A 21,826-nucleotide genomic window follows, 5' to 3' on the forward strand; every position below is an offset into this window, starting at 1 on the left:
CCCGCCTCCTGCTCCCACCGCGGTGGCCGCCCGAACCTCGTACAAGCTGTCCGGCCACAAGCCGGTTCGTTGTTCACCACATCTCCACCGTCCCAATGGAGGGATCTGTCGTGGCTATTTCGAGAAGGTCCATGCTTCGTGGTGCCGCCGGTGCGGCTCTCGCGGTCGGTGCCGCCGGGGCTCTGCCCGGTGTCGCGTCGGCTGAGGGGGCCGGGCGGGGCGGGCACTGGGGCCTGCGCGTGCCGAAGGACAAGATCAGCATCCAGCTGTACACCCTGCGGTCGATCCTCGAGACCGACCTCGAGGGCACGCTCGACGCGCTCGCCGACATCGGGTACCGCAAGGTGGAGCTCGCAGGCACCTACGGGCGCAGTGCTACCGAGTTCCGCAAGCTCCTGGACGCGCGCCGCATCCGGGCGACCTCCACGCACGTCGGCATCGACGGTGACATCGACCAGGCCATCGCCGACGCGAAGATCCTCGGCAACCTGCGCAGCAACGTCGCGTGGGCCAACTTCGGCACGATCGCCGAGTGGGAGGCGTTCGCCGACCGGCTCGAGGCCGCGGGCAAGGCGTACCGGCGCGCGGGCATCGGGTTCGGCTACCACAACCACAACCAGGAGTTCGCGCTCGTCGATGGCGTGCGGCCGTACGACGTGCTGACCCAGCGCACCTCGTGGCGGAACGTCAGCTTCGAGATGGACCTGTACTGGGTGGTGACCGGCGGGGCCGACCCCGTGCGCGAGTTCTACAGGATCCCCGGCCGCGTGAAGCAGTACCACGTGAAGGACCGCGCGCCCGACGGCGGCTTCGCCGACCTCGGCGAGGGCACCATCGACTTCCGGCGGATCTTCCGTGCGACCCGGCCGCTGGAGGTCGAGGAGTACATCGTCGAGAACGACCAGCCGGTCGACGCGCTCAAGTGCGCCGAGACGGGCTACAACTACCTCGCCAACCTGCGGTTCTAGCAAGCCGGGTGCGACAGGCCCGCCCGCGGGCCGAAGCCGCATAGACTCGATCTCGGAGGTGTTGACCATGCCGCTGGTGGCCGGAGTCGACTCGTCGACCCAGTCCTGCAAGGTGGTTGTGCGTGACGCGGAGTCCGGCGCCCTCGTGCGCAGTGGTTCCGCCCCGCATCCCGACGGGACCGAGGTGGACCCGGCGGCGTGGTGGACCGCGCTGCGGTCGGCGATCGACCGGGCAGGTGGCATCGACGATGTCGCCGCCGTGTCGGTCGCCGGCCAGCAGCACGGCATGGTGTGCCTCACCGAGACCGGCGAGGTCGTCCGGCCTGCGCTGCTGTGGAACGACACCCGTTCCGCCCAGGCCGCGGCCGACCTCGTCGACGAACTCGGCGGCGGCGCCGCGTGGGCGGACGCGGTCGGCGTCGTGCCCGTGGCGTCCATGACCGCGAGCAAGCTCCGCTGGCTCCGCGACCACGAACCCGACTCGGTCGCCCGCACTGCGGCCGTGTGCCTGCCCCACGACTACCTGACGTGGCGCCTGTCCGGCGGCGGCCTCGACCGCCTGGCCACCGACCGCGGCGACGCGTCCGGCACCGCGTACTTCTCGCCCGCTACCAACACATATCGCACTGACCTCCTCGAAATGGCGCTGGGCACGGTGCCCGAGCTGCCGAAGGTGCTCGGCCCGTCCGACGACGCGGGCCGCACCCCGGCCGGTGCCCTGCTCGGCGCGGGCACCGGCGACAACATGGCCGCCGCGCTCGGCGTGGGCGCCGAACCAGGCGACGTGGTCGTCTCCATCGGCACGTCCGGCACCGCGTTCGCCGTCGCCGACAAGCCGTGCGCCGACCCCGCCGGGCTGGTGGCCGGGTTCGCCGACGCCACCGGCCGGTTCCTCCCGCTCGTGTGCACCCTGAACGCGGCCCGCGTGCTGGACGCGGTGGCCCGCATGCTGGGCGTCGACCACGACCGGTTCGCCGAGCTCGCGCTGGCGGGCCCGCCGGGCGCCGACGGCCTCACCCTCGTGCCGTACCTGGAGGGCGAGCGCACCCCCAACCTGCCGGAGGCCACGGGCGCGCTGCACGGCCTGCGCCTGGCGAACGCGACCCCGGCCCACCAGGCCCGCGCCGCCGTCGAAGGCATGCTGTGCGGCCTCGCCGACGCACTGGACGCCCTCGTGGCACAAGGCGTTCGCACCGACCGGGTGCTGCTGGTCGGCGGGGGCGCGCGGTCGGCGGCCGTCCGCCGCATCGCCCCCACCGTCCTCGGCCGCCCGGTGCTGGTGCCGGAGCCGGGCGAGTACGTGGCCGACGGCGCCGCCCGCCAGGCCGCGTGGACCCTCGCGGGCGGCAACGCCCCGCCCAACTGGCGGCTGGGCGCGACGCAGCGCGTCGACGGTGACCTGACCCCAGGCCTGCGCGAGCGCTACGCGGAGGCCCGGGAGAAGATCGTGGATCGCCGCCCGGCCTGAGTCGGACATATCGCGCCTGCTAGAACTGGTCGTACCAACGGGCTGACCCGCGGCCTGGCCGACCAAGGGAGATCGTTCTCGTGGAGTTCGTCCGCCTCCTTCTGGTGTTCCTGCACCTGCTCGGCATGGCGCTGCTGATCGGGATGTTCCTGGTCCAGCGCCGGCAGCCCGCGGGCGCGCCGCTGAGCCAGGGCTGGCTGCACGTCGCCGCCCTCCAGCTGATCACCGGGCTCGCGCTGCAGCTCCTGGCCCCGGCCACCGACCAGGACTACAACGGGATGAAGCTCGGCATCAAGACGCTGATCCTGCTGGTGATCGGCGTGCTGGCCCTCGTGTACGTGATCCGCCGCGTGCCCGCCCCGAAGTGGTTGCCGCCGTCGCTGGTCGGGCTAGTCGTCGTGAACGTGGGTATCGCGGTCTTCTGGACCTGACCGTTCTACGCGGACTTGCCGCGCAGGATCTCGAGCACCTCGGCCATCTGACCGTCGAGTTTGGTGAACTGTTCGTCGTGGGCGGCGTGCAGCTGCCGGAGCCGTGCGAGTTCATCGGTGTTCTCTCGCGTCTGATGGCTGAAGAGGTTCACCTTGGACTCGAGGAGCCTCAACGACTGTTCGTGTTCGGATGGCAGGAAGTCGGGGGGCGATGACGGGTCTTCCATCGGTGCCTGCGTGAGAATCCGCTCCAGACGGTTGAATCGCTCGTCGACTCGGGTCGTGAGGTTGTCGACCTTGGTTTCGACGTTTCCGACCCGCGTTGTGAGGTCGCCAACCTTGGTTTCGACGTTTCCGACCCGCGTTGTGAGGTCGCCAACCTTGGTTTCGACGCTCCCGACCCGCGTCGTGAGGTCGCCAACCTTGGTTTCGACGCTCCCGACCCGCGTCGTGAGGTCGCCAACCTTGGTTTCGACGCTCCCGACCCGCGTCGTGAGGTCGCCAACCTTCGTTTCAACGCTCCCGACTCGGGTCGTGAGATTGCCGACTTCTGTTGTCAGCCGCTCGACGTTGGCATCGGTTTTCTTGCCTTGCTTGTAGATCTCCTCGATGTCGTTCTTGTTTTGTTCGCATCTGCGGGTCAGCTCTGCGGCTGTGCTGAAGAAGGCCACGGGATCGGATCCTAACTACGGGGTGGGCGCGCTGGGCGGCTTCACATTTCTGTCGGTAGGGTGGTTACTCGTCGGTAGGTTGGTTGGGTCGCGGAGGGTGTTTGCGCATGTCAGTGGGGCGGGAGTTCGACGTCGTGCTCTTCGGGGCCACTGGGTTCACCGGGGGGCTGACAGCCGAGTACCTGGCGGCGCATGCGCCCAACGGCTGTCGGTGGGCGATTGCCGGTCGGTCGCGGGAGAAGCTCTTGGCGGTGCGGGAACGGCTCGCCGAAATCAACCCCTTGTGTGGTGATCTCGACTTGCTCGTCGCGGACGTGACCGACCGTGAATCGCTGCGGGCCGTCGTCACGCGGTCCCGGGTGGTCGTCACCACCGTCGGGCCCTACTTGCGTTACGGGGAACCACTTGTCGCTGTCTGCGCGGAGACCGGGACCGACTACCTCGACCTGACCGGTGAGCCCGAGTTCGTCGACCGGATGTACCTCGACCACCACGACGCCGCTGTCGCGAGTGGAGCGCGGCTCGTGCACTCCGCCGGGTTCGACTCCATTCCGTACGACCTCGGGGTGCTGTTCACCGTCGAACAGCTGCCCGAGGGGGTTCCGCTGGACGTGCAGGGTTACGTGTCCGCCTCGGCGTCCTTCTCCGCCGGGACCTACCACTCCGCGATCACCGCGTTCTCCCGGTTGCGGCAGATGTCGGCCATCGCCCGCAGGCGGCGGGAGGTGGAGGGCAGGCCCGAGGGTGGCCGGGTCGTCCGCGGCGCCAAGGGGCGGCCCCGGTTCGAGAAGGACGCCGAGGCGTGGGTGCTCCCCGCGCCCACCATCGACCCGCAGGTCGTGTTGCGGTCCGCCCGCGCGCTCGACCGTTACGGGCCCGCGTTCCGCTACGGGCACTACCTGGCGGTCAAGAAACTGCCCGTGGCCGCCGGGATCGTCGGCGCGGTCGGGGCCGCGGTCGTGCTCGCGCAGGTGCCGCCGACCCGCGACTGGATGCTGTCGCGCATGGCCTCCGGGGACGGGCCCTCGGAGGAACGCCGTGACAAGGCCTGGTTCCGGGCGCGGTTCGTCGGCACGGGTGGTGGGCGCCGGGTGGTCACCGAGGTGTCCGGGGGTGACCCCGGCTACGGGGAGACCGCCAAGATGCTCGCCGAGTCGGCGCTCTGCCTCGCCTTCGACGACCTGCCGAAGACCTCGGGTCAGGTGACGACGGCCGTTGCCATGGGGGACAAGTTGATCCGCAGGCTGGTGCGTGCCGGGTTGACGTTCCGCGTCGTGGAGTGAGCTGCATGCCGTCGATCGTGCCCCGGCAGGCCGACGGGCGCCGGGGTCCGGCGCCGATCTGTGGACAAGTCGGGTGGCTGTGGACAACTGGGCCGCACGACCGGGTGTGATTCCGCGAACTGTCGGTCCTCCGTGGTACGCGGCGTGAGAGGGTGCGGCGCGTGCGTGTCGGGAGGAGGCGGCCCGGGTGATCTGGGTGTGGATCGGCATCGCCGTGGTGGTCGTGGCGGCCGGGGCCCTCGTGCCGGTGCTGGCAGGCCGGGACCACCGGCTGCGCAGCGACGACGAGGCGGTGGCCGCCCGTTCGCGGTACCACCAGCTCGGCCACTACGTCGAGGACGGCGTCGAACAACTGGACGACGAGCAGGCGACGGCGTTGCTGCGAACGGCCTACGAGCGGTACCACACGACGGGTGCCACGCTTGCACGTGCGAAGACTGAAGAGGACTTCGTGCTGGCCATGCGGATAGCGGAAGAAGGCCTGGCCGCGGTGGCCCAGGCCTATGCCCGAATCGGGCGAACGGGCCCGGCGATCAAGAAACAAAGGCGTCACAAATGACCGCTGCGCACGCGCGCGATCACTTTCGGTACTAGTCTGCGCGCGCTCGAAGAACGATTGGGTCACGCGGGTCTACGCGGCGGTAGCACTTCCGCGACCGCAGAGTACGGTCTCGCCAATAAGTCGGCGTCCGGCGCTCGGCCGGGCGTGTCAAGTGAAGGCGGAGGGAGAAAGCCTTGCGCTTCAAGCGGGGAGTCGCGGTCACCGCGATCGCGCTGACCAGCGTGCTGTCCGTGGTCGGATGTGCGAAGGATTCGGGATCCTCGAACGGCGGTTCAGGCGGCGACAACAGCGCTGCGGGCTGCAAGACCGTGGACAAGCCGGCGGCGGCGTCCGGAGGGACGACCACCACCGATGCCGGTGCACAGGTGGACGGCAGCGCGCTCAAGGTCGGTCTGGCCTTCGACATCGGCGGCCGCGGTGACGCGTCCTTCAACGACTCGGCGGCGGCCGGCCTGGACAAGGCCATCTCGGACATCGGGGTCAAGAAGGAGAACACCAAGGAGCTCACGGCCACCGACCAGGAGAGCGAGGACGCCAAGCTGACGCGTCTGCGCCAGCTGGCCCAGGAGGGTCGCAACCCGATCGTGAGCGTGGGCTTCGCGTACTCCGACGCCACCGCCAAGATCGCCAAGGAGTTCCCGAACACCCAGTTCGCGGTGGTCGACGGCTTCGTCGAGAACGCGCCGAAGAACGTCACCTTCCTCGGCTTCGCCGAGCAGGAGGGCTCCTTCCTCGTCGGCGTCATCGCCGCGCTGAAGAGCGAGAGCTGCACCATCGGCTTCGTCGGCGGTGTGAACGTGCCGCTGATCCAGAAGTTCCAGGCCGGCTTCGAGCAGGGTGTGAAGACCGTGGCGCCGGACGCCAAGGTCGTCTCCAAGTACATCACCGAGGCGGGTGACCTCACCGGCTTCGCCGACCCGCCCAAGGGCCAGGTCGCCGCGAAGGGCCTGATCGACCAGGGCGCGGACGTCGTGTACCACGCCGCGGGCGCCTCCGGCAAGGGCGTGTTCGCCGCCGCCAAGGAGGCCAACGTGATGGCCATCGGCGTCGACTCCGACCAGTACAACCAGAAGACGGTCGCCGAGTACAAGGACGTCATCATCACGTCCATGCTCAAGCGCGTCGACGTCGCGGTGTTCGACTACATCTCCGCGGTCGCCGCGAACAACCTCGCCGGCCTGCCGAAGGTCTTCGACCTGAAGGTGGACGGCGTCGGCTACTCCGAGTCCGGCGGCAAGATCGACGCCGACACCAAGGAGTGGGTCGAGGCGTACAAGCAGCAGATCATCGAGGGCAAGATCAAGGTCTCGGACACTCCGAGCAGCTGACGAAGCCCTGAAAGTGTGACCCCCGTGGGTGTGTGGCGAGCGTTGCCGCGCACCCACGGGTCTTTCCTGTGAGGAAGGGTCTCCATGACCGACACCGAGGTCGACGCGGCGACCGACGCGGACGCGCGACCCGTGCCCGCCGTCGTGCTCGCCGGCATCACCAAGCGCTTCCCCGGCGTCGTCGCGAACAGCGACGTCAGCCTGTCCGTGAGAGCGGGCGAGGTGCACGCCCTGTGCGGTGAGAACGGCGCGGGCAAGTCCACCCTGATGAAGATCCTGTACGGGATGCAGCCCCCGGACGAGGGCACCATCACGGTGAACGGCGAGCAGGTCCGCTTCAAGTCCCCGTCGGACGCGATCGCGGCGGGCATCGGGATGGTGCACCAGCACTTCATGCTGGCCGACAACCTGACCGTGCTCGAGAACGTGGTGCTCGGCGCCGAGAACATGTTCGGGATCGGCAAGCGGGCCAGGGCGCGGGTGCGTGAGCTGGCCGGCTCGGTCGGTCTCGAGCAGGACCCGTCGACGCTGGTCGAGCGGCTCGGCGTGGCCGACCGGCAGCGCGTGGAGATCCTCAAGGTGCTCTACCGCGGCGCGCGGATCGTCATCCTCGACGAGCCGACCGCGGTGCTCGTCCCCCAGGAGGTCGACGAGCTGTTCGAGACGCTGCGGACCATGCAGGCGGACGGCTACACGTTCCTCTTCATCTCCCACAAGCTCGACGAGGTCCGCGCGATCGCCGACTCGATCACGGTGATCCGCCGCGGCACCACCGTCGGCACGGTCGACCCGAAGACGGTCAGCTCCCGCCAGCTCGCCGAGATGATGGTCGGCTCCGAGCTGCCGAGCCCGGAGACCCGCACCTCCACGGTCACCGACAAGGAGGTCCTGCAGGTCGAGGGCCTCGTGCTGGAGACCCCGGACGGCCGCCGCATCCTCGACGACCTGAACCTCGTGGTCCGGTCCGGCGAGGTGCTCGGCATCGCGGGTGTCGAGGGCAACGGCCAGACCGAGCTGGTGGAGGCCCTCATGGGCATCCGCAAGGCCGCGGCCGGACGCGTGACGCTGAACGGCCGCAACCTCACCCGTGCCGGCACGCTGGCCCGTCGCGAGGCGGGCATCGGCTACATCCCGGAGGACCGCACCCGCCACGGCCTGCTGCTCACCGAGCCGCTGTGGAAGAACCGCATCCTCGGCTACCAGACCCGCAAGCCCACGTCGAACGGCGCGTTCCTCGACATCGCGGGCGCCCGCAGGGACACGAGGCGGATCGTCGAGGAGTTCGACGTCCGCACCCCCGGCATCGACGTCACGGCCGCCTCGCTGTCGGGCGGCAACCAGCAGAAACTCGTGATCGGCCGTGAGCTGTCCGGCGACCCGGTGCTGCTGATCGCCTCTCACCCGACCCGCGGCGTCGACGTCGGCGCGCAGGCCGCCATCTGGGACCACATCCGCAACGCCCGCGCCGCGGGCCTCGCCGTCCTGCTCGTGTCGGCGGACCTCGACGAGCTGATCGGCCTGTCCGACTCGATCAAGGTCATGCTGCGCGGCAAGTTCGTCGCCGACGCCGACCCCGCGACCGTCACGCCGGAGGACCTCGGGTCCGCCATGACCGGCGCCGGTGTCGTGGACGAGTCGGGCGTGCTGGTGACGGAGACTGGAGGTAACCCATGACGTCCCGGCTGCGCTCGTCGCTGCTGGCGCCCCTGCTAGCGGTGCTCTTCGCTGCCTTGCTGTGCGCGGTCGTGCTGCTCGTGTCGGGGGCCAACCCCGCCCGCGCGCTCGGTGCGATGTTCGGCCAGCTCGAAGAGGGCAGCGTCACGGTCGACATCGCCAACTCGACGGCCATCTACATGCTCGCCGCGCTGGCCGCCGCCATCGGGTTCCACATGAACCTGCTGAACATCGGGATCGAGGGCCAGTACCGGGTCGGTGCCGTGGTCGCTGCGATCGTCGGTGGCGCGCTGGTGCTGCCGCCGGTGCTGCACTGGCTGGTGATCCTGCTGGTCGCGTCCGTCGCGGGTGCCGCGTGGGCGGCCCTGCCCGCGATCCTGAAGGTCACGCGCGGGGTGCACGAGGTGCTCTCCACGATCATGATGAACGCGATCGCGTTCGGTCTCGCCGCGTACCTGATCCGTCGTGACCAGTTCGGCATTCTGATCGGCAACAACGTCTCGACCGAGCCGATCGCCGAGTCCGGCCAGGTGCCCGGCATCGAGCTGAACATCTACGTCAACCTGTTCGGCTTCGAGATCGTCTTCGATGGCGTCCTCTTCGGCCTCGTGTTTCTCGCGGTCGTCGCGGCAGCCGTCTACGGCGTGGTCATGAACCGGACCCGGTTCGGCTTCGAGCTGAAGGCGTCGGGCCTGTCGCCGACCGCGGCCGCGGCCGGTGGCGTGAACGCCAAGAAGATGATCGTGGTGTCGCTGCTGGTCTCCGGTGCCGTCGCGGGCCTGGTCGGCATGCCGGAGATCCTCGGCCGCGACCACGCCTACACGCTGAACTTCGCGTCGGGTTACGGCTTCGCGGGTATCGGCATCGCGCTGCTGGGTCGCAACCACCCGGTCGGCATCGCGTTCGGGTCGCTGCTCTGGGCGTTCCTGGACAAGGCCAGGGGCGCGCTCGACAACGAGGGTGTGCCGAGGGAGATCGCGACGATCATGCAGGGCACGATCGTGCTGTCGGTGGTCGTCGCGTACGAGATCGTGAAGCGGATGGAGCTGGCCGCCGAGCAGCGGCGCGTCGGCCAGGCCACGGGCACCGCGGTCGAGCCGGAGGTGGCTGCGAAATGAGCATGGTCGAAGTGCAGCCGTCGGCGCCGGCGGGCATGACGATGACGCCGCCCCCGCGCAAGCGGGTGCTGCCCGGCTGGGCCATCTTCGCGCTCGGGATCGTGGCGGTGGTCGGCGTGCTCGCCACCACCTCGTACCTGACCGGCCAGCCCGCGCTGACATCGTCGTCGACGATGCAGAACACGGTCACGCTGGGCCTGCCGATCCTCCTGTGTGGTCTCGGCGGCATCTGGGCCGAGCGCTCCGGCATGATCAACATCGGCCTCGAGGGCATGATGATCCTCGGCACCTGGGGCGCGGCGTGGGCCGGTGTCCTCGGGCTCGGGCCGTACGGGTCGGTGCTGTTCGGCGCGGTCTTCGGCGCGGTCGGTGGCGTGCTGCACGCGATCGCGACGGTCTCGTTCGGCGTCAACCACATCGTGTCCGGTGTGGCGATCAACCTGCTCGGCGCCGGTGTCGCGAAGTACCTGTCGACGCTGATCTTCCAGCCGCTGTCGGACAACCCGCGTGACTCGCCGCCGATCGAGCGGTTCGAGACGTTCTCCGCACCGGGCCTGTCGGACTGGCTCGGCGAGCTGGAGTCGGAGCAGCGCGCGGTGATCTCCGACGTGGCCGGGCTGCTGCGTGGCCTGGTGACGCGGGTGTCGCCGATGCTGATCATCGGCATCCTGCTGGTGTTCCTGACCTACCTGGTGCTGTGGCACACCCGGTTCGGCCTGCGGCTGCGGTCGTGCGGTGAGAACCCGGTGGCGGCCGAGTCGCTGGGCGTGAACGTCTACCTGCACAAGTACATCGCGGTCATCGCGTCCGGCGCCCTGGCGGGCATCGGTGGCGCCGCGCTGGTGCTCGGCTCGAGCCCGTCGATCTACTCGGAGGGCCAGACCGCGAACCGCGGCTTCATCGGCCTCGCCGCGATGATCTTCGGCAACTGGCGGCCGGGGGGCACGCTCGCGGGCGCGGGCCTGTTCGGGTACGCGGACGGCCTGCGGCTGTCGTCGGGCCCGGAGACGGTGCACTCGCTGCTGTACGCGGCGGTGATCGTGGCCGGTCTGCTGGTGATCTGGCAGCTGTTCCGCCGCAAGTGGCTGCCCGCGATGTTCGCCGCGATCGGCGCGGTCGTGGTGTACGTGCTGTACTTCGCCACGGACGAGCTGCCGACCGAGTTCCTGCCGTACACGCCGCACATCATCACGCTGGTGGTGCTGGCACTGGCCGCCCAGCGACTGCGGCCACCGGCAGCGGACGGTGTTCCTTACAGGCGAGGTGAGGGTGACTGAGCGAAGCTGGCGGAGCGAACATCATGGCTGACGTCGTGCGTGGTCTCGACTGGGAGAAGCTGCGGGCCGCCGCTGTGGAGGCGGCCCAGGCCGCCTACTGCCCGTACTCCGGCCTGCAGGTCGGCGCGGCCGCGGTGTGCGACGACGGCCGGATCGTGACCGGCTGCAACGTCGAGAACGCGTCCTACGGCGTCGGCCTGTGCGCGGAGTGCACGATGGCCGGTCAGCTGCGGCTGACCGGCGGCGGCCGGTTCGTGGCCGTGGCGTGCCGTTCCGGTACGGGTGACCTGCTGATGCCGTGTGGCCGGTGCAGGCAGATCCTGTACGAGTTCGGCGGTCCGGACTGCCTCATGGACACCCCGGACGGCCCGCTGCCGATGTCGTCGGTGCTGCCGCACGCGTTCGGCCCGGCTGATCTACCGTGACACGGTGAAGCACACGGCAGTCGACGTCATCAGGACCAAGCGCGACGGCGGTGTCCTCTCGGACGCCCAGATCGACTGGGTGGTCGACGCGTACACCAGGGGCGAGGTCGCCGACGAGCAGATGTCGGCGCTGGCCATGGCGGTGTTCCTGAACGGCATGACGTTCGCGGAGACGGCCCGCTGGACCCAGGCGATGATCGACTCGGGGGAGCGGCTGACCTGGCCGGTCCCGACGGTCGACAAGCACTCGACCGGCGGCGTCGGCGACAAGATCACGTTGCCGCTGGCACCGCTGGTCGCGACCTGCGGTGTTGCGGTGCCGCAGTTGTCGGGCCGCGGGCTCGGCCACACGGGCGGCACGCTGGACAAGCTGGAGTCGATCCCGGGCTGGCGGGCGCAGCTGTCGACGGAGGAGATCCGGGCACAGCTGTCGTCGGTCGGCGCCGTCATCTGCGCGCCCACCGAGGGCCTGGCGCCCGCGGACCGCAAGCTCTACGCGCTGCGGGACGTGACGGCCACGGTCGAGTGCGTGCCGCTGATCGCGTCGTCGATCATGTCGAAGAAGATCGCGGAGGGCGCCGGCGCGCTGGTGCTGGACGTGAAGGTCGGCTCCGGCGCGTTCATGCGGTCGCTGGACGACGCCCGTGAGCTGGCGTCGGCGCTGGTGGCGATCGGTACCGCGCACGGGCAGAAGGTGTCGGCGCTGCTGACGGACATGTCGGTGCCGCTGGGCCGGGCGGTCGGCAACGCGGTCGAGGTCGCGGAGTCGGTCGAGGTCCTGCGCGGCGGCGGGCCGTCGGACGTGGTGGAGCTGACGGTGGCACTGGCGTCGGAGATGCTGTCCCTCGCGGGTGTGTCGGCGGACCCGGCACAGGTGCTGGCGTCGGGCGCCGCGTACGAGACGTGGGCGCGGATGATCGCCGCCCAGGGCGGTGACCCGTCGGCTGACCTGCCGAAACCGAAGCACGTGCACGTGGTCACCGCGCCCCGCGACGGGGTGCTGACGAGGCTCGACGCGCTGGGCGTCGGGGTGGCGGCGTGGCGGCTCGGCGCTGGCCGGGCACGGAAGGAAGACCCGGTCCAGGCGGCCGCGGGCATCCTCTGCCACGCGAAGCCGGGCGACGCGGTCGTGGCGGGAGAGCCGCTGCTGGAGCTGCACACGGACACCCCGGACGCGGTGGACGGTGCGCTGGCGTCGCTGGACGGCGCCTACGAGATCGCGGACGAGCCGTCGCGGCGATCGGAGCTGGTCATCGAGGTGATCCGGGGGTAGGCGGGCCCACCCCCGGGCCACCGTCAGGCCAGTGCGGCCAGCGCCGTGTGCGTCAGCACGCGGACCCCGACCAGCAGGGCACGCTCGTCCAGCTGGAACGTCGGCTGGTGCAGGTCGGGCTGGGTGCCCTCGCCGGACCACACGCCGAGCCGGGCGAACGACCCGGGCACGTTCTCGAGGTACCACCCGAAGTCCTCGCCACCGGAGGACTGCTTGGTCCCGGTCACGGCCTGCTCGCCCAGCGCGGCCTCGACGCCGGCGCGGAGCACGGCCTCGGACTCGACGTCGTTCACGACCGGCGGCACACCGCGGCGGTGTTCGAGCTCGAACCCGACCCCGGTCGGCGCGAGGAGCGACTGCACCAGCCCCGCGACCAGCGGTTCCAGGTCGGCCCACACCTCGTGGTCACCGGTGCGCAGCGTCCCGCGCAGCACCCCGTCCTGCGGCACCGCGTTGGGCGCCTCACCGGCATGCACGGCACCCCACACCAGCACCGTCCCCGAGCGGGGGTCGATGCGGCGGGACAGCAGCGCGGGCAGCCCGGTGATGACGGTGCCGAGCGCGTGCACGAGGTCGGCGGTCAGGTGCGGGCGCGACGTGTGGCCACCAGGCGACGTCAAGCGCAGCTCGAGCAGGTCGGTGGCCGACGTGATGGCGCCGACCCGGGTGCCGACGCTGCCGACGCGCAGCCGGGGGTCGCAGTGCAGGCCGAAGATCGCGTCCACGCCTTCGAGGCCACCGGCCGCGATGACGTCGAGCGCGCCGCCGGGCATGACCTCCTCGGCGTGCTGGAACACGAGCCGGACACGGCCGGGCAGTTCCGGCGCGGAGGCGAGCGCGAGACCGGCGCCGAGCAGCATGGACGTGTGCCCGTCGTGGCCGCACGCGTGCGCGGCGCCTGGGACGGTCGACGCGAACGGCAGGCCGGTGAGCTCGGTGAGCGGCAGCGCGTCCATGTCGGCGCGGAGCGCCACGCAGCGGTCGCCTTCGCCGATGTCGCAGATCAGGCCGGTGCCGCTGTCGAACACCTTCGGCTGCAGACCGGCCGAGGACAGCAGGCCGGCCACCATCTCGGTGGTGTTGTACTCGCGCCTGGACAGCTCGGGGTTGGCGTGGATGTGCCGGTACCAGGCGAGTACGTCCGGCGCGTTCAGCGTCAGCCAGTCGTCGAGCCATGCCGGCCCACGTCCGGCTCCGATGTCATCCACACTGGGCATACTGACGCCCTCGTCGGTGATCAGCACGCCGGCCCCGTTCGCGGCAGCCGTTGCGCCGCCGTCCCTGGGTACGTCGGATCGCGAGTCGAGCACTGTCACGCGATCCTCCCAAGGTCCCGTGAGTGATTCATGATGTGGTCAATCCTGCACCATCGATGGTGGTGGATCGCACGAGGTTTCCTGGTCGACCGGTTGCCGGTACCACCGAAGCGCCGAACGGTGCGGCGGCTTCAGCCTCGCTAAACGATCACCGTCGGCCAACGGCCGACGTCACTTCTTGGCCCTCTTGCGCCGGATGCTGCGGCCCCAGATCACGATGCCTACCAGCACTACCGACGCCACGCCCATGACGATCTTGCGGCGCGACTCCGCCCGGTCCGCCTCGGTCTCGGCGGGGTCGAGCTCCACGGTCGGCGCGCTCGTCGCGGTGGACGGACCGGTGGGGGGCGGCGTCGGCTGTAGCCCGGCGACGAGCCCGTACTCGCGGTCGGACGGGTACGAGTCCGCGACCGCGTGAACCGGAAGCAGCGCCACGAGAAGCCCCATGAGGGTCACGACGAGTAGTCGAACGGCGCTGCGCATGCGACAAGCCTATCGACAAGGCACGCAGTGGATCAGCGGCCGTGTGGGTATTGATGCCGGATCGTCAGTCCGCGTCGGTCGCGGCGAGCACCGCGAGACCGCGGCCGCCGGCACGCAGGCAGAGCACGCCGAGGTCCCACGCGATGCGCTTGAACCAGTCGTTCGCGGCGTCGAACGTCCACCACGCGCAGCCCTCGACACCCCCGCCTGCCAGGGCTTTCACCGACCGCCACGCCGCGAGCCTGCCGTAGGCGCCGCCCTGTCCCCGGTCGTAGGCGCCGCCGTTCGCGGCCGCGTCGAACAGCACGCGCACCACGTCGGACAGCGTCGCGGCCCGCAACGCGAGCCCGTCGCCGGCCAGGCAGTCCAGACCAAGCGACTCGACCGTTCGGATGCCGACGTCCTCCGCCGTCAGGGGTGCGCTCACCGTGAACACCGCGGCCTCGGCCCGTCCGTTGGACTCGGTGAGCCAGGTGGTGACGGCCGCGGTGGCGTCTCCCGGCGTGGTCCTGCGGGTCGCGGACGGCACCACGCCCGCCGCGGTGATCAGTTCCGTCCGCGCGGTGGGCGCCGCCGTCTCCCCGGGCAGTGGCGTCAGCGGCAGTTCGCCGAGCGGGTGTCCCGCCAGCCGCGAGCGCCAGCCAGCGGGCACTCGCTCGCCGCGCAACACCAGTTCGTGCACCACGCACGCGCCCAGCTCGAGCGGCAGGTCCATCGACAGCAGCACCGAGGCCTCCTGCCCGGCCGCGAGCAGGGCCGCGGTCCGCCGCACACGCTCCGGCGGCAGGTCGCGTGCCAGCCGGACCACCGCGGCCGCGCGCTCGGCGGACGGCGTCGCGGCCAGCAGCGCCTCCACCCGGTCGAAGAGGCCGCTCAGGTGCGGGAACTCGGCGAGCAGCGCGTGCCCCAGCTCCTCCAGCCGCGGCACCTCGTCGGCCCAGCTGTCCACCTCGGCGTAGTACGGCCGGACGTCGGCCTTGCCACGCAGTTCGGACAGCAGCGTCTCGATCGAGGTCAGTTCGCGAACTCCTTCAGGATGCGTTCGGCGGCGAGCGTGGGGGTGAGGGTGCCGTCGGCGACCTGCTGTTCCAGCGACGGCGCGAGCGCACGCACGCCGGGGTGCTCGGACAGCCTGGTCAGCAGCGTGTCCTTCACCATGGTCCACGTCCAGTCGACCTGCTGCCGCCTGCGCTTCTCCGCCAGCGCACCGGACTCCGACAGCGTGGTGTGGTGGCGTTTCACCTGCTCCCACAGGGTGTCGAGGCCGGCGCCGGTCATGCCGCTGCAGGTCAGGACCGGCGGGGTCCACCCGTCCGACGACGCCTGCAGCAGCCGCAGGGCGCCCGACAGCTCGCGGGCCGCCTTGCGGGCGGGCATCTCGTGGTCGCCGTCGGCCTTGTTCACCGCGATCACGTCCGCGAGCTCCAGCACGCCCTTCTTGATGCCCTGCAGCTGGTCGCCGGTGCGGGCCAGCGTGAGCAGCAGGAAGCAGTCGACCATGTTGGCGACGGAGATCTCCGACTGGCCGACGCCGACGGTCTCGACCAGCACCACGTCGTAGCCGGCGGCCTCCATCAGCACGATCGTCTCGCGGGTCGCCCGGGTGACGCCGCCGAGCGTGCCGGACGTCGGCGACGGCCGGATGAACGCGGACGGGTCCACCGACAGGCGTGCCATGCGGGTCTTGTCGCCCAGGATCGAGCCGCCGGTGCGGGTGGACGACGGGTCCACGGCCAGCACGGCGACCCGGTGCCCGGCGCCGGTGAGCTGGGTGCCGAGCGCGTCGATGAACGTCGACTTGCCCGCGCCGGGGACCCCGGTGATGCCGACGCGGTGCGCGCCACCCGCGTGCGGCAGCAGCTCGACCAGCAGCTGCTGCGCCAGCGCCCGGTGGTCCGGGCGCCGCGACTCGACCAGCGTGATCGCCTTCGACAGCGTGCCGCGGTCACCCGCCAGCACGCCCTTGGTGTAGCCCGCTACGTCAATGTCCCGTGGCATCGATGAGCTTCCGCAGCAGGTCGGTGGCCGCCTCGGCGATCACCGTGCCGGGCCCGAAGATCGCGGTCGCGCCGGAGGAGTACAGCTCGTCGTGGTCCTGCGGCGGGATCACGCCACCGACGACGATCATGATGTCGTCGCGGCCCAGCGACGCCAGCTCGTCGCGCAGCGCGGGCACCAGCGTCAGGTGACCGGCGGCGAGCGAGTTGACGCCCACGATGTGCACGTCCGCCTCGACGGCCTGCCGCGCCACCTCCGCGGGCGTCTGGAACAGCGGGCCGACGTCGACGTCGAAGCCGAGGTCGGCGAAGGCGGTCGCGATCACCTTCTGGCCGCGGTCGTGGCCGTCCTGGCCCATCTTCGCGACGAGGATGCGCGGGCGGCGGCCCTCCGCCTCGGCGAACTCGTCGACGACCCGGCGCGCTTCCTCCACATTGGACACAGCGCCGACCTCCTCGGAGTAGACGCCGGAGATCGTACGGATCTGCGCGGAGTGCCGTCCCCACACCTTGCCGAGCGCCTCGGAGATCTCGCCGACGGTCGCCTTCGCGCGGGCCGCGTCGATGGCCAGCGCGAGCAGGTTGCCGTCCCCGTTCGCGGCCGCCGACAGCGCGTCCAGCGCCCGGTCCACCGCGGACTGGTCGCGTTCCTCCCGCAACCGCCGCAGCTTCGCCAGCTGCTGTGCGCGCACACCGGCGTTGTCGACCTTCAGCACGTCGATGTGCTCGTCGGCGTCGGCGAGCCGGTACTTGTTCACGCCGATCACCGGCTGGCGCCCGGAGTCGATGCGCGCCTGCGTGCGCGCCGCGGCCTCCTCGATGCGCAGCTTGGGGATGCCCGCGTCGATGGCGCGTGCCATGCCGCCCGCGGACTCGACCTCCTGGATGTGCCCCCACGCCTTGAGCGCCAGCTCGTGGGTGAGCCGCTCGACGAACGCGCTGCCGCCCCACGGGTCGATGACGCGCGTGGTGCCGGACTCCTTCTGCAGCAACAGCTGCGTGTTCCTGGCGATTCGGGCGGAGAAGTCGGTCGGCAGCGCGAGCGCCTCGTCGAGTGCGTTGGTGTGCAGCGACTGCGTGTGGCCCTGGGTGGCGGCCATCGCCTCGACGCACGTGCGGATCACGTTGTTGTAGACGTCCTGCGCGGTCAGCGACCAGCCGGAGGTCTGGCAGTGCGTGCGCAGCGACAGCGACTTGTCGGACCTGGGGTCGAACTGCTTCACGAGCTTCGCCCACAGCAGCCGCGCGGCCCGCAGCTTGGCGACCTCCATGAAGAAGTTCATGCCGATGGCCCAGAAGAACGACAGGCGCGGCGCGAACGAGTCGACGTCCAGGCCCGCGTCCACGCCCGCGCGGATGTACTCGACGCCGTCGGCCAGCGTGTAGGCCAGCTCCAGGTCGGCGGTCGCGCCGGCCTCCTGCATGTGGTAGCCGGAGATCGAGATGGAGTTGAACTTGGGCATGTGCCGGCTGGTGTGCGAGAAGATGTCCGAGATGATCCGCATCGACGGCTGCGGCGGGTAGATGTAGGTGTTGCGGACCATGAACTCCTTGAGGATGTCGTTCTGGATGGTCCCCGTGAGCTTCTCCTGCGGCACGCCCTGTTCCTCCGCCGCCACGACGTAGAGGGCGAGGATCGGCAGCACGGCGCCGTTCATGGTCATCGACACGGACATCTTGTCGAGCGGGATGCCGTCGAAGAGCTGCCGCATGTCGTAGATGGAGTCGATCGCGACGCCCGCCATGCCGACGTCCCCGGCGACGCGCGGGTGGTCGGAGTCGTAGCCGCGGTGCGTGGCCAGGTCGAACGCGACGGAGAGGCCCTTCTGCCCGGCCGCGATGTTGCGGCGGTAGAAGGCGTTCGACTCCTCGGCCGTGGAGAACCCGGCGTACTGGCGGATGGTCCACGGCTGGTTGACGTACATCGTCGGGTACGGCCCGCGCAGGTACGGCACGATGCCCGGGTAGGTCGCCAGGAAGTCGAGCCCGGCCGTGTCGTCCCTGGTGTACAGGGGTTTCACGCCGATGCCTTCCGGCGTCTCCCACACCAGCGCGTCCGCGCCCTTGCCGGTGGCGTCCTGCACGGCCGCCTGCCAGTCGGCGGCGGCGCCGGCGTCCGGCTCGCCCAGCGCGATCTCGGAGAAGTCAGGGATGGTCACGACCGCGCCTCCAGTGCCGCCTCGAACGGTTCCGCGTACCGCACCCTCGGCAGACCACCGGACGGGACCGCGGGTTCCGGGCGTCGTGTCAGGGGTTTCTCGTCCTCGTTGGGGAAGACGGTCACGCCGGTGATCGCCTCCTCGCCCGCGTCGAGCCGCGCGGTCCTGGCGTCGCGGGTGGCCGCGATCCGCTCGTCGACCAGGCCGGCGTCGAGCGCGGCGGCGATCCCGCCCGCCTTCTCGATCTCCTGGAAGAACGCCCAGCCCGCACGCGCCAGCTCGTCGGTGTGCCGTTCCACGTACCAGGAGCCGCCCGCCGGGTCGATCACGCCGGCGACCCGCGACTCCTCCAGGAGGATCGACTGGGTGTTGCGCGCGATGCGCCGCGCGAACGCGTCCGGCAGGCCGATGGCCGCGTCGAACGGCTGCACGGTCACCGCGTCCGCACCGCCGACACCGGCGGCGAAGCAGGCGAGGGTGGTGCGCAGCATGTTGTTCCACGGGTCGCGGCGGGTCGTCATGGTCGACGAGGTCACCACGTGCTGCGGCACGGCGGCGCCGGGCGCCCCGCACACCTCCGCCACGCGCGCCCACAGGCGGCGGGCGGCGCGCAGCTTGGCGATCGTGCCGAACTGGTCGGCGGTCGCGGCGAACCGGAACTCCAGCTGCCTGGCGGCCTGCTCGACGGTCAGCCCCGCGCTGGTCAGCGCACGCAGGTAGGCGACGGCGGTCGCGAGCGCACTGCCCAGCTCCTGGCCGTCCGACGAGCCCGCTTCGTGGTACGGCAGCGCGTCGACGACCACCGACCGCAGGTTCGCGTACCGCTCGGCGATCCGGGTCGCGAGCGCGGCGGCGGCGTCGAGGTCGGCGGGCGTGCCGGTGCGGGCGCGGTGGCCGAGCGGGTCGGCGCCGAGGTTGCCGCGGACCTCGCTGGCCTGCACACCCTTGTCGTCGTGCACGGCGAGCAGCGCGTCGGCGGCGGCCGTGAAGTCGGCGCCCGCGTCGAGCGTGACCGGTGCGAGGTCGGTGTAGACGTCGGCGAGCACGTCCGGCAGGGCGGTCAGCGGCAGCCCGGCGTCGCCGACGACCAGCCACAGCGAGGTGACGCCGTTCTCCAGGTCGGCGAGCACCGCGCGGCGGGTCGTGTCGACGTCCGGGTCGGCGTGGCGCTGGCGGACGTCCCAGCCGGTGGCGACCGCGCCGTCGGGCCTGCTGCCCCTGGTGAACGGGGGGAGCCCGGGGAAGCCGGCGTCGGGGGCCGTGTCGTCCGCGGTGTAGAGGGGCTTGAGCGCGAACCCGTCGTAGGTGGGGCTCGCGAGCAGGTCCTCCACGGGGCCGTCGTGACTGTCGACGTCCACGCCTGACCTGCGCAGAACCTTGTCGACCATGGCCCGCCACTGGTCCACGGTCGCCGTGTCGAACTCCGATGCCAGCCGCAGCTGGTCCGCCGAGGTCATACCCATCAATGTTACTGACGAGTCAGGTGAGCGCCATGGCGTGCGAGTGTGAGGCTGATCGCCGGGGAGCCGGTGATAACCGGCACAATGTGGTGCGTGTCCAGCACTGGGGAGCGGGTCGTCGCCGGGCGCTACCGGTTGCGCCGGCAGCTCGGCCAGGGCGCCATGGGCACCGTGTGGGAGGCGTACGACGAGTTCCTCCACCGCGCCGTGTCGGTGAAGGAGGTCCTCCTCCCGCCCGGCGTGCCCGACGAGCAGGCCGCCGAGCTGCGCGAACGCACGCTGCGCGAGGCACGTGCGATCGCGGCGCTGTCGCACCCGAACGTCATCACGCTGCACGACGTGGCCCGCGAGGGCGGCGAGCCGTTCGTCGTGACCGAGTACCTGCTCGCGCACAGCCTCGCCACGCTGATCAACGTCCTTGGCCCGCTGCCGGAGCAGAAGGCCGCGGCGATCGCCGACGCGGTGGCGGCCGGGCTGGCCGCCGCGCACCAGGCGGGCATCACGCACCGTGACGTCAAGCCCGGCAACGTGCTCATCGGGGTGGACGGCCAGGTGAAACTGACCGACTTCGGCATCGCCCGCAACGTCTCCGAAGCGACGCTCACCAGCACGGGGATCATGCTCGGCTCGCCCGCGTACATCTCCCCGGAGGTCGCCGCGGGCCGCGAGGTGACACCGGCCGCCGACCTGTGGGGCCTCGGCGCGACGCTGTTCGCGGTGATCGAGGGCAGGCCGCCGTACGACGCGGACGGTGCCGTGCTGGAGACCGTGAACCAGGTCGTGCACGGCGACGTCCCGCGCCCGTCGGCGGAGGGCCCGCTCGGCGAGATCGTGGCCGCGCTGATGGTGAAGGAACCGGAGGAGCGGATCTCCCTGCGGGAGGTGCGCAACCGCCTGCACCCGCTGCTGCCGCCGCCGAGCACCCCGCTGCTGACCGAGGAGGACCTCGAACGTCTCCGGGAGGCGGCCGACAATCCACAACCGGCGAGTAATCCACAACCGGCCGGTAACAACGAGGATTCGTCACCCCCAGCCGATAAGATGGCAAGGCGGGACGCCCCCGGGAACGGGTGGGGGTCGGGCAACGCGCGCGAGGCCGATGCCGTCGACGCTGTCGTCGACGCTGCCGACGGGGCAGCCGAGGCGGACGGCGCGCCCTCGCTCGCCCCAGCCCCGGGGCCGCTGCCCTTCGACGTCACCGTCCGCGAACGCGTCCCCCGCGAACGCGGCGCCGTCGCCACCGCGCTCGTCGCGTTCTTCTCCGTCCTGTTCTTCTTCGCCGCGGCGGGCGGCGGCTTCGCGCTCTCCCGCTACGTCGGCGGCGAGTCGATCATGCCGCCCACCCGCACCACCACCAGCGCCCCGGTCACCGTCCCCGCCGAGGACGACGCGGGCGCGCTCAAGCTCCGCACCGGCAACGCGGCCAGCACCACCCCCGCACAGGGCGGCGGTTTCCAGCTCCCCGTGCCCAGCAACTGGGTCGAGTTCACCGAGGAGGTCAGCGCCGACGACCTGCCCAGCAGCACCCGCTTCTACTACGTGTCACCCAACGGCGCCGAGCTGCTGACCGTCGAGCGCATCGTCGGCTTCTACCCCGACCACCGGATCGGCGAGTACATCGACCACCTGGTCGACAGCGCCCCCGACGTCTTCACCGAGACGGTCGAGATGCAGGAGATCCCCGGTCTCGGCCAGAAGACGCCCGAGATGGCGCAGGAGCTGCACTACCGCACCATCACCAGCGCCAAGGAACTGGCGCCCGGCGACCAGAACGCCCAAGACCTCAACCGCAGCACGTACGCGCACCTCCTGCCCTACGCCGGTGACCTGTGGGTCGTGTCGATGACCGTGCCCATCGAGCAGGAGGACTCCGGCCGCGAGCTGTTCGACCGCATCGCGAAGGACTTCACGGTCACCGGCTGACCGTGGCCTA

At 70.9% G+C, this 21,826-nt stretch carries 20 protein-coding genes; 13 read left to right on the forward strand and 7 right to left on the reverse strand.

Annotation, left to right across the window (positions count from 1 at the left end):
- Window positions 1–131: 131 nt before the first annotated feature.
- The 3 genes from ACYQ77_RS03515 (at window position 132) to ACYQ77_RS03525 (ending at window position 2,867) form a co-directional block, all read left to right on the forward strand.
- Window positions 132–968, forward strand: a complete 837-nt coding sequence (locus ACYQ77_RS03515; RefSeq protein ID WP_459707320.1) for a sugar phosphate isomerase/epimerase family protein — start codon at window positions 132–134, stop codon at window positions 966–968.
- A 67-nt stretch (window positions 969–1,035) separates the two neighbouring features.
- Entirely contained in the window at window positions 1,036–2,436 is a 1,401-nt protein-coding gene (gene xylB, locus ACYQ77_RS03520; RefSeq protein ID WP_459707322.1) for a xylulokinase, read from the forward strand.
- 80 nt (window positions 2,437–2,516) lie between these two features.
- Window positions 2,517–2,867 carry a hypothetical protein gene (locus tag ACYQ77_RS03525; RefSeq protein WP_459707324.1) on the forward strand — a complete coding sequence of 117 codons (351 nt, stop codon included), beginning with the start codon at window positions 2,517–2,519 and terminating at the stop codon, window positions 2,865–2,867.
- Window positions 2,868–2,872: 5 nt separating this feature from the next.
- On the opposite strand, the gene ACYQ77_RS03530 is transcribed toward ACYQ77_RS03525, so the two are convergent.
- The gene (locus ACYQ77_RS03530) at window positions 2,873–3,094 is read right to left on the reverse strand and encodes a hypothetical protein (protein ID WP_459707326.1); all 222 of its coding nucleotides are present in this window, start codon (window positions 3,092–3,094) and stop codon (window positions 2,873–2,875) included.
- Window positions 3,095–3,233: 139 nt separating this feature from the next.
- Here ACYQ77_RS03530 and ACYQ77_RS03535 point away from each other — a divergent pair, with 139 nt between their 5' ends.
- From ACYQ77_RS03535 to ACYQ77_RS03575, 9 genes are all read left to right on the forward strand, one after another.
- Window positions 3,234–3,467: a hypothetical protein gene (locus ACYQ77_RS03535; protein ID WP_459708132.1), complete on the forward strand. Its 234-nt coding sequence runs from the start codon at window positions 3,234–3,236 to the stop codon at window positions 3,465–3,467.
- 178 nt (window positions 3,468–3,645) lie between these two features.
- On the forward strand, window positions 3,646–4,821 hold the full coding sequence (locus tag ACYQ77_RS03540) for a saccharopine dehydrogenase family protein (RefSeq protein WP_459707328.1): 1,176 nt from the start codon (window positions 3,646–3,648) through the stop codon (window positions 4,819–4,821).
- Window positions 4,822–5,008: 187 nt separating this feature from the next.
- On the forward strand, window positions 5,009–5,380 hold the full coding sequence (locus ACYQ77_RS03545; RefSeq protein WP_459707330.1) for a hypothetical protein: 372 nt from the start codon (window positions 5,009–5,011) through the stop codon (window positions 5,378–5,380).
- A 176-nt stretch (window positions 5,381–5,556) separates the two neighbouring features.
- Window positions 5,557–6,711, forward strand: a complete 1,155-nt coding sequence (locus ACYQ77_RS03550; protein ID WP_459707333.1) for a BMP family lipoprotein — start codon at window positions 5,557–5,559, stop codon at window positions 6,709–6,711.
- 84 nt (window positions 6,712–6,795) lie between these two features.
- The gene (locus tag ACYQ77_RS03555) at window positions 6,796–8,385 is read left to right on the forward strand and encodes an ABC transporter ATP-binding protein (protein ID WP_459707335.1); all 1,590 of its coding nucleotides are present in this window, start codon (window positions 6,796–6,798) and stop codon (window positions 8,383–8,385) included.
- On the forward strand, window positions 8,382–9,503 hold the full coding sequence (locus ACYQ77_RS03560; protein WP_459707337.1) for an ABC transporter permease: 1,122 nt from the start codon (window positions 8,382–8,384) through the stop codon (window positions 9,501–9,503). Before ACYQ77_RS03555 ends, ACYQ77_RS03560 begins: the two co-directional genes overlap by 4 nt.
- Window positions 9,500–10,780, forward strand: coding sequence for an ABC transporter permease (locus ACYQ77_RS03565; RefSeq protein ID WP_459707339.1), 1,281 nt, complete (start codon window positions 9,500–9,502; stop codon window positions 10,778–10,780). The genes ACYQ77_RS03560 and ACYQ77_RS03565 overlap by 4 nt, the downstream gene beginning before the upstream one ends.
- A 35-nt stretch (window positions 10,781–10,815) precedes the next feature.
- Entirely contained in the window at window positions 10,816–11,205 is a 390-nt protein-coding gene (locus tag ACYQ77_RS03570; protein WP_459708134.1) for a cytidine deaminase, read from the forward strand.
- Between the two features lie 4 nt (window positions 11,206–11,209).
- Window positions 11,210–12,478: a thymidine phosphorylase gene (locus tag ACYQ77_RS03575; RefSeq protein ID WP_459707341.1), complete on the forward strand. Its 1,269-nt coding sequence runs from the start codon at window positions 11,210–11,212 to the stop codon at window positions 12,476–12,478.
- 23 nt (window positions 12,479–12,501) lie between these two features.
- Here the strand turns inward: ACYQ77_RS03575 and ACYQ77_RS03580 are convergent, their stop codons facing one another.
- The 6 genes from ACYQ77_RS03580 to ACYQ77_RS03605 all read right to left on the reverse strand — a co-directional run bounded on the left by ACYQ77_RS03580 (window position 12,502) and on the right by ACYQ77_RS03605 (window position 19,890).
- Window positions 12,502–13,794 carry a M20 family metallopeptidase gene (locus tag ACYQ77_RS03580; protein ID WP_459707343.1) on the reverse strand — a complete coding sequence of 431 codons (1,293 nt, stop codon included), beginning with the start codon at window positions 13,792–13,794 and terminating at the stop codon, window positions 12,502–12,504.
- A gap of 171 nt (window positions 13,795–13,965) precedes the next feature.
- The gene (locus ACYQ77_RS03585; protein WP_459707345.1) at window positions 13,966–14,277 is read right to left on the reverse strand and encodes a hypothetical protein; all 312 of its coding nucleotides are present in this window, start codon (window positions 14,275–14,277) and stop codon (window positions 13,966–13,968) included.
- Window positions 14,278–14,341: 64 nt separating this feature from the next.
- Complete coding sequence (locus ACYQ77_RS03590; RefSeq protein WP_459707347.1) at window positions 14,342–15,226, reverse strand: DUF6183 family protein; 885 nt, start codon at window positions 15,224–15,226, stop codon at window positions 14,342–14,344.
- Between the two features lie 65 nt (window positions 15,227–15,291).
- Window positions 15,292–16,275, reverse strand: a complete 984-nt coding sequence (meaB, locus tag ACYQ77_RS03595) for a methylmalonyl Co-A mutase-associated GTPase MeaB (RefSeq protein ID WP_459707349.1) — start codon at window positions 16,273–16,275, stop codon at window positions 15,292–15,294.
- Complete coding sequence (scpA, locus tag ACYQ77_RS03600) at window positions 16,259–18,433, reverse strand: methylmalonyl-CoA mutase (protein WP_459707352.1); 2,175 nt, start codon at window positions 18,431–18,433, stop codon at window positions 16,259–16,261. Before scpA ends, meaB begins: the two co-directional genes overlap by 17 nt.
- Window positions 18,430–19,890, reverse strand: a complete 1,461-nt coding sequence (locus ACYQ77_RS03605; protein ID WP_459707354.1) for a methylmalonyl-CoA mutase subunit beta — start codon at window positions 19,888–19,890, stop codon at window positions 18,430–18,432. The genes scpA and ACYQ77_RS03605 overlap by 4 nt, the downstream gene beginning before the upstream one ends.
- A gap of 87 nt (window positions 19,891–19,977) precedes the next feature.
- Here ACYQ77_RS03605 and ACYQ77_RS03610 point away from each other — a divergent pair, with 87 nt between their 5' ends.
- A complete protein-coding gene (locus tag ACYQ77_RS03610; protein ID WP_459708136.1) occupies window positions 19,978–21,816 on the forward strand; it encodes a serine/threonine-protein kinase in 1,839 nt (612 codons plus the stop codon).
- The last annotated feature ends 10 nt before the right edge of the window (window positions 21,817–21,826 follow it).

Source organism: Actinophytocola sp. KF-1 (assembly GCF_054661535.1).

What these genes read in the sequence shown, in the direction of transcription:
- ACYQ77_RS03610 (WP_459708136.1), top strand. Translation starts at nt 19,978, where the DNA reads ATGTGGTGCGTGTCCAGCACTGGGGAGCGGGTCGTCGCCGGGCGCTAC.
- meaB (WP_459707349.1), bottom strand. Translation starts at nt 16,275, where the DNA reads ATGCCACGGGACATTGACGTAGCGGGCTACACCAAGGGCGTGCTGGCG.
- ACYQ77_RS03555 (WP_459707335.1), top strand. Translation starts at nt 6,796, where the DNA reads ATGACCGACACCGAGGTCGACGCGGCGACCGACGCGGACGCGCGACCC.
- ACYQ77_RS03560 (WP_459707337.1), top strand. Translation starts at nt 8,382, where the DNA reads ATGACGTCCCGGCTGCGCTCGTCGCTGCTGGCGCCCCTGCTAGCGGTG.
- ACYQ77_RS03585 (WP_459707345.1), bottom strand. Translation starts at nt 14,277, where the DNA reads ATGCGCAGCGCCGTTCGACTACTCGTCGTGACCCTCATGGGGCTTCTC.
- ACYQ77_RS03530 (WP_459707326.1), bottom strand. Translation starts at nt 3,094, where the DNA reads ATGGAAGACCCGTCATCGCCCCCCGACTTCCTGCCATCCGAACACGAA.
- ACYQ77_RS03565 (WP_459707339.1), top strand. Translation starts at nt 9,500, where the DNA reads ATGAGCATGGTCGAAGTGCAGCCGTCGGCGCCGGCGGGCATGACGATG.
- ACYQ77_RS03605 (WP_459707354.1), bottom strand. Translation starts at nt 19,890, where the DNA reads ATGACCTCGGCGGACCAGCTGCGGCTGGCATCGGAGTTCGACACGGCG.
- ACYQ77_RS03540 (WP_459707328.1), top strand. Translation starts at nt 3,646, where the DNA reads ATGTCAGTGGGGCGGGAGTTCGACGTCGTGCTCTTCGGGGCCACTGGG.
- ACYQ77_RS03515 (WP_459707320.1), top strand. Translation starts at nt 132, where the DNA reads ATGCTTCGTGGTGCCGCCGGTGCGGCTCTCGCGGTCGGTGCCGCCGGG.
- xylB (WP_459707322.1), top strand. Translation starts at nt 1,036, where the DNA reads ATGCCGCTGGTGGCCGGAGTCGACTCGTCGACCCAGTCCTGCAAGGTG.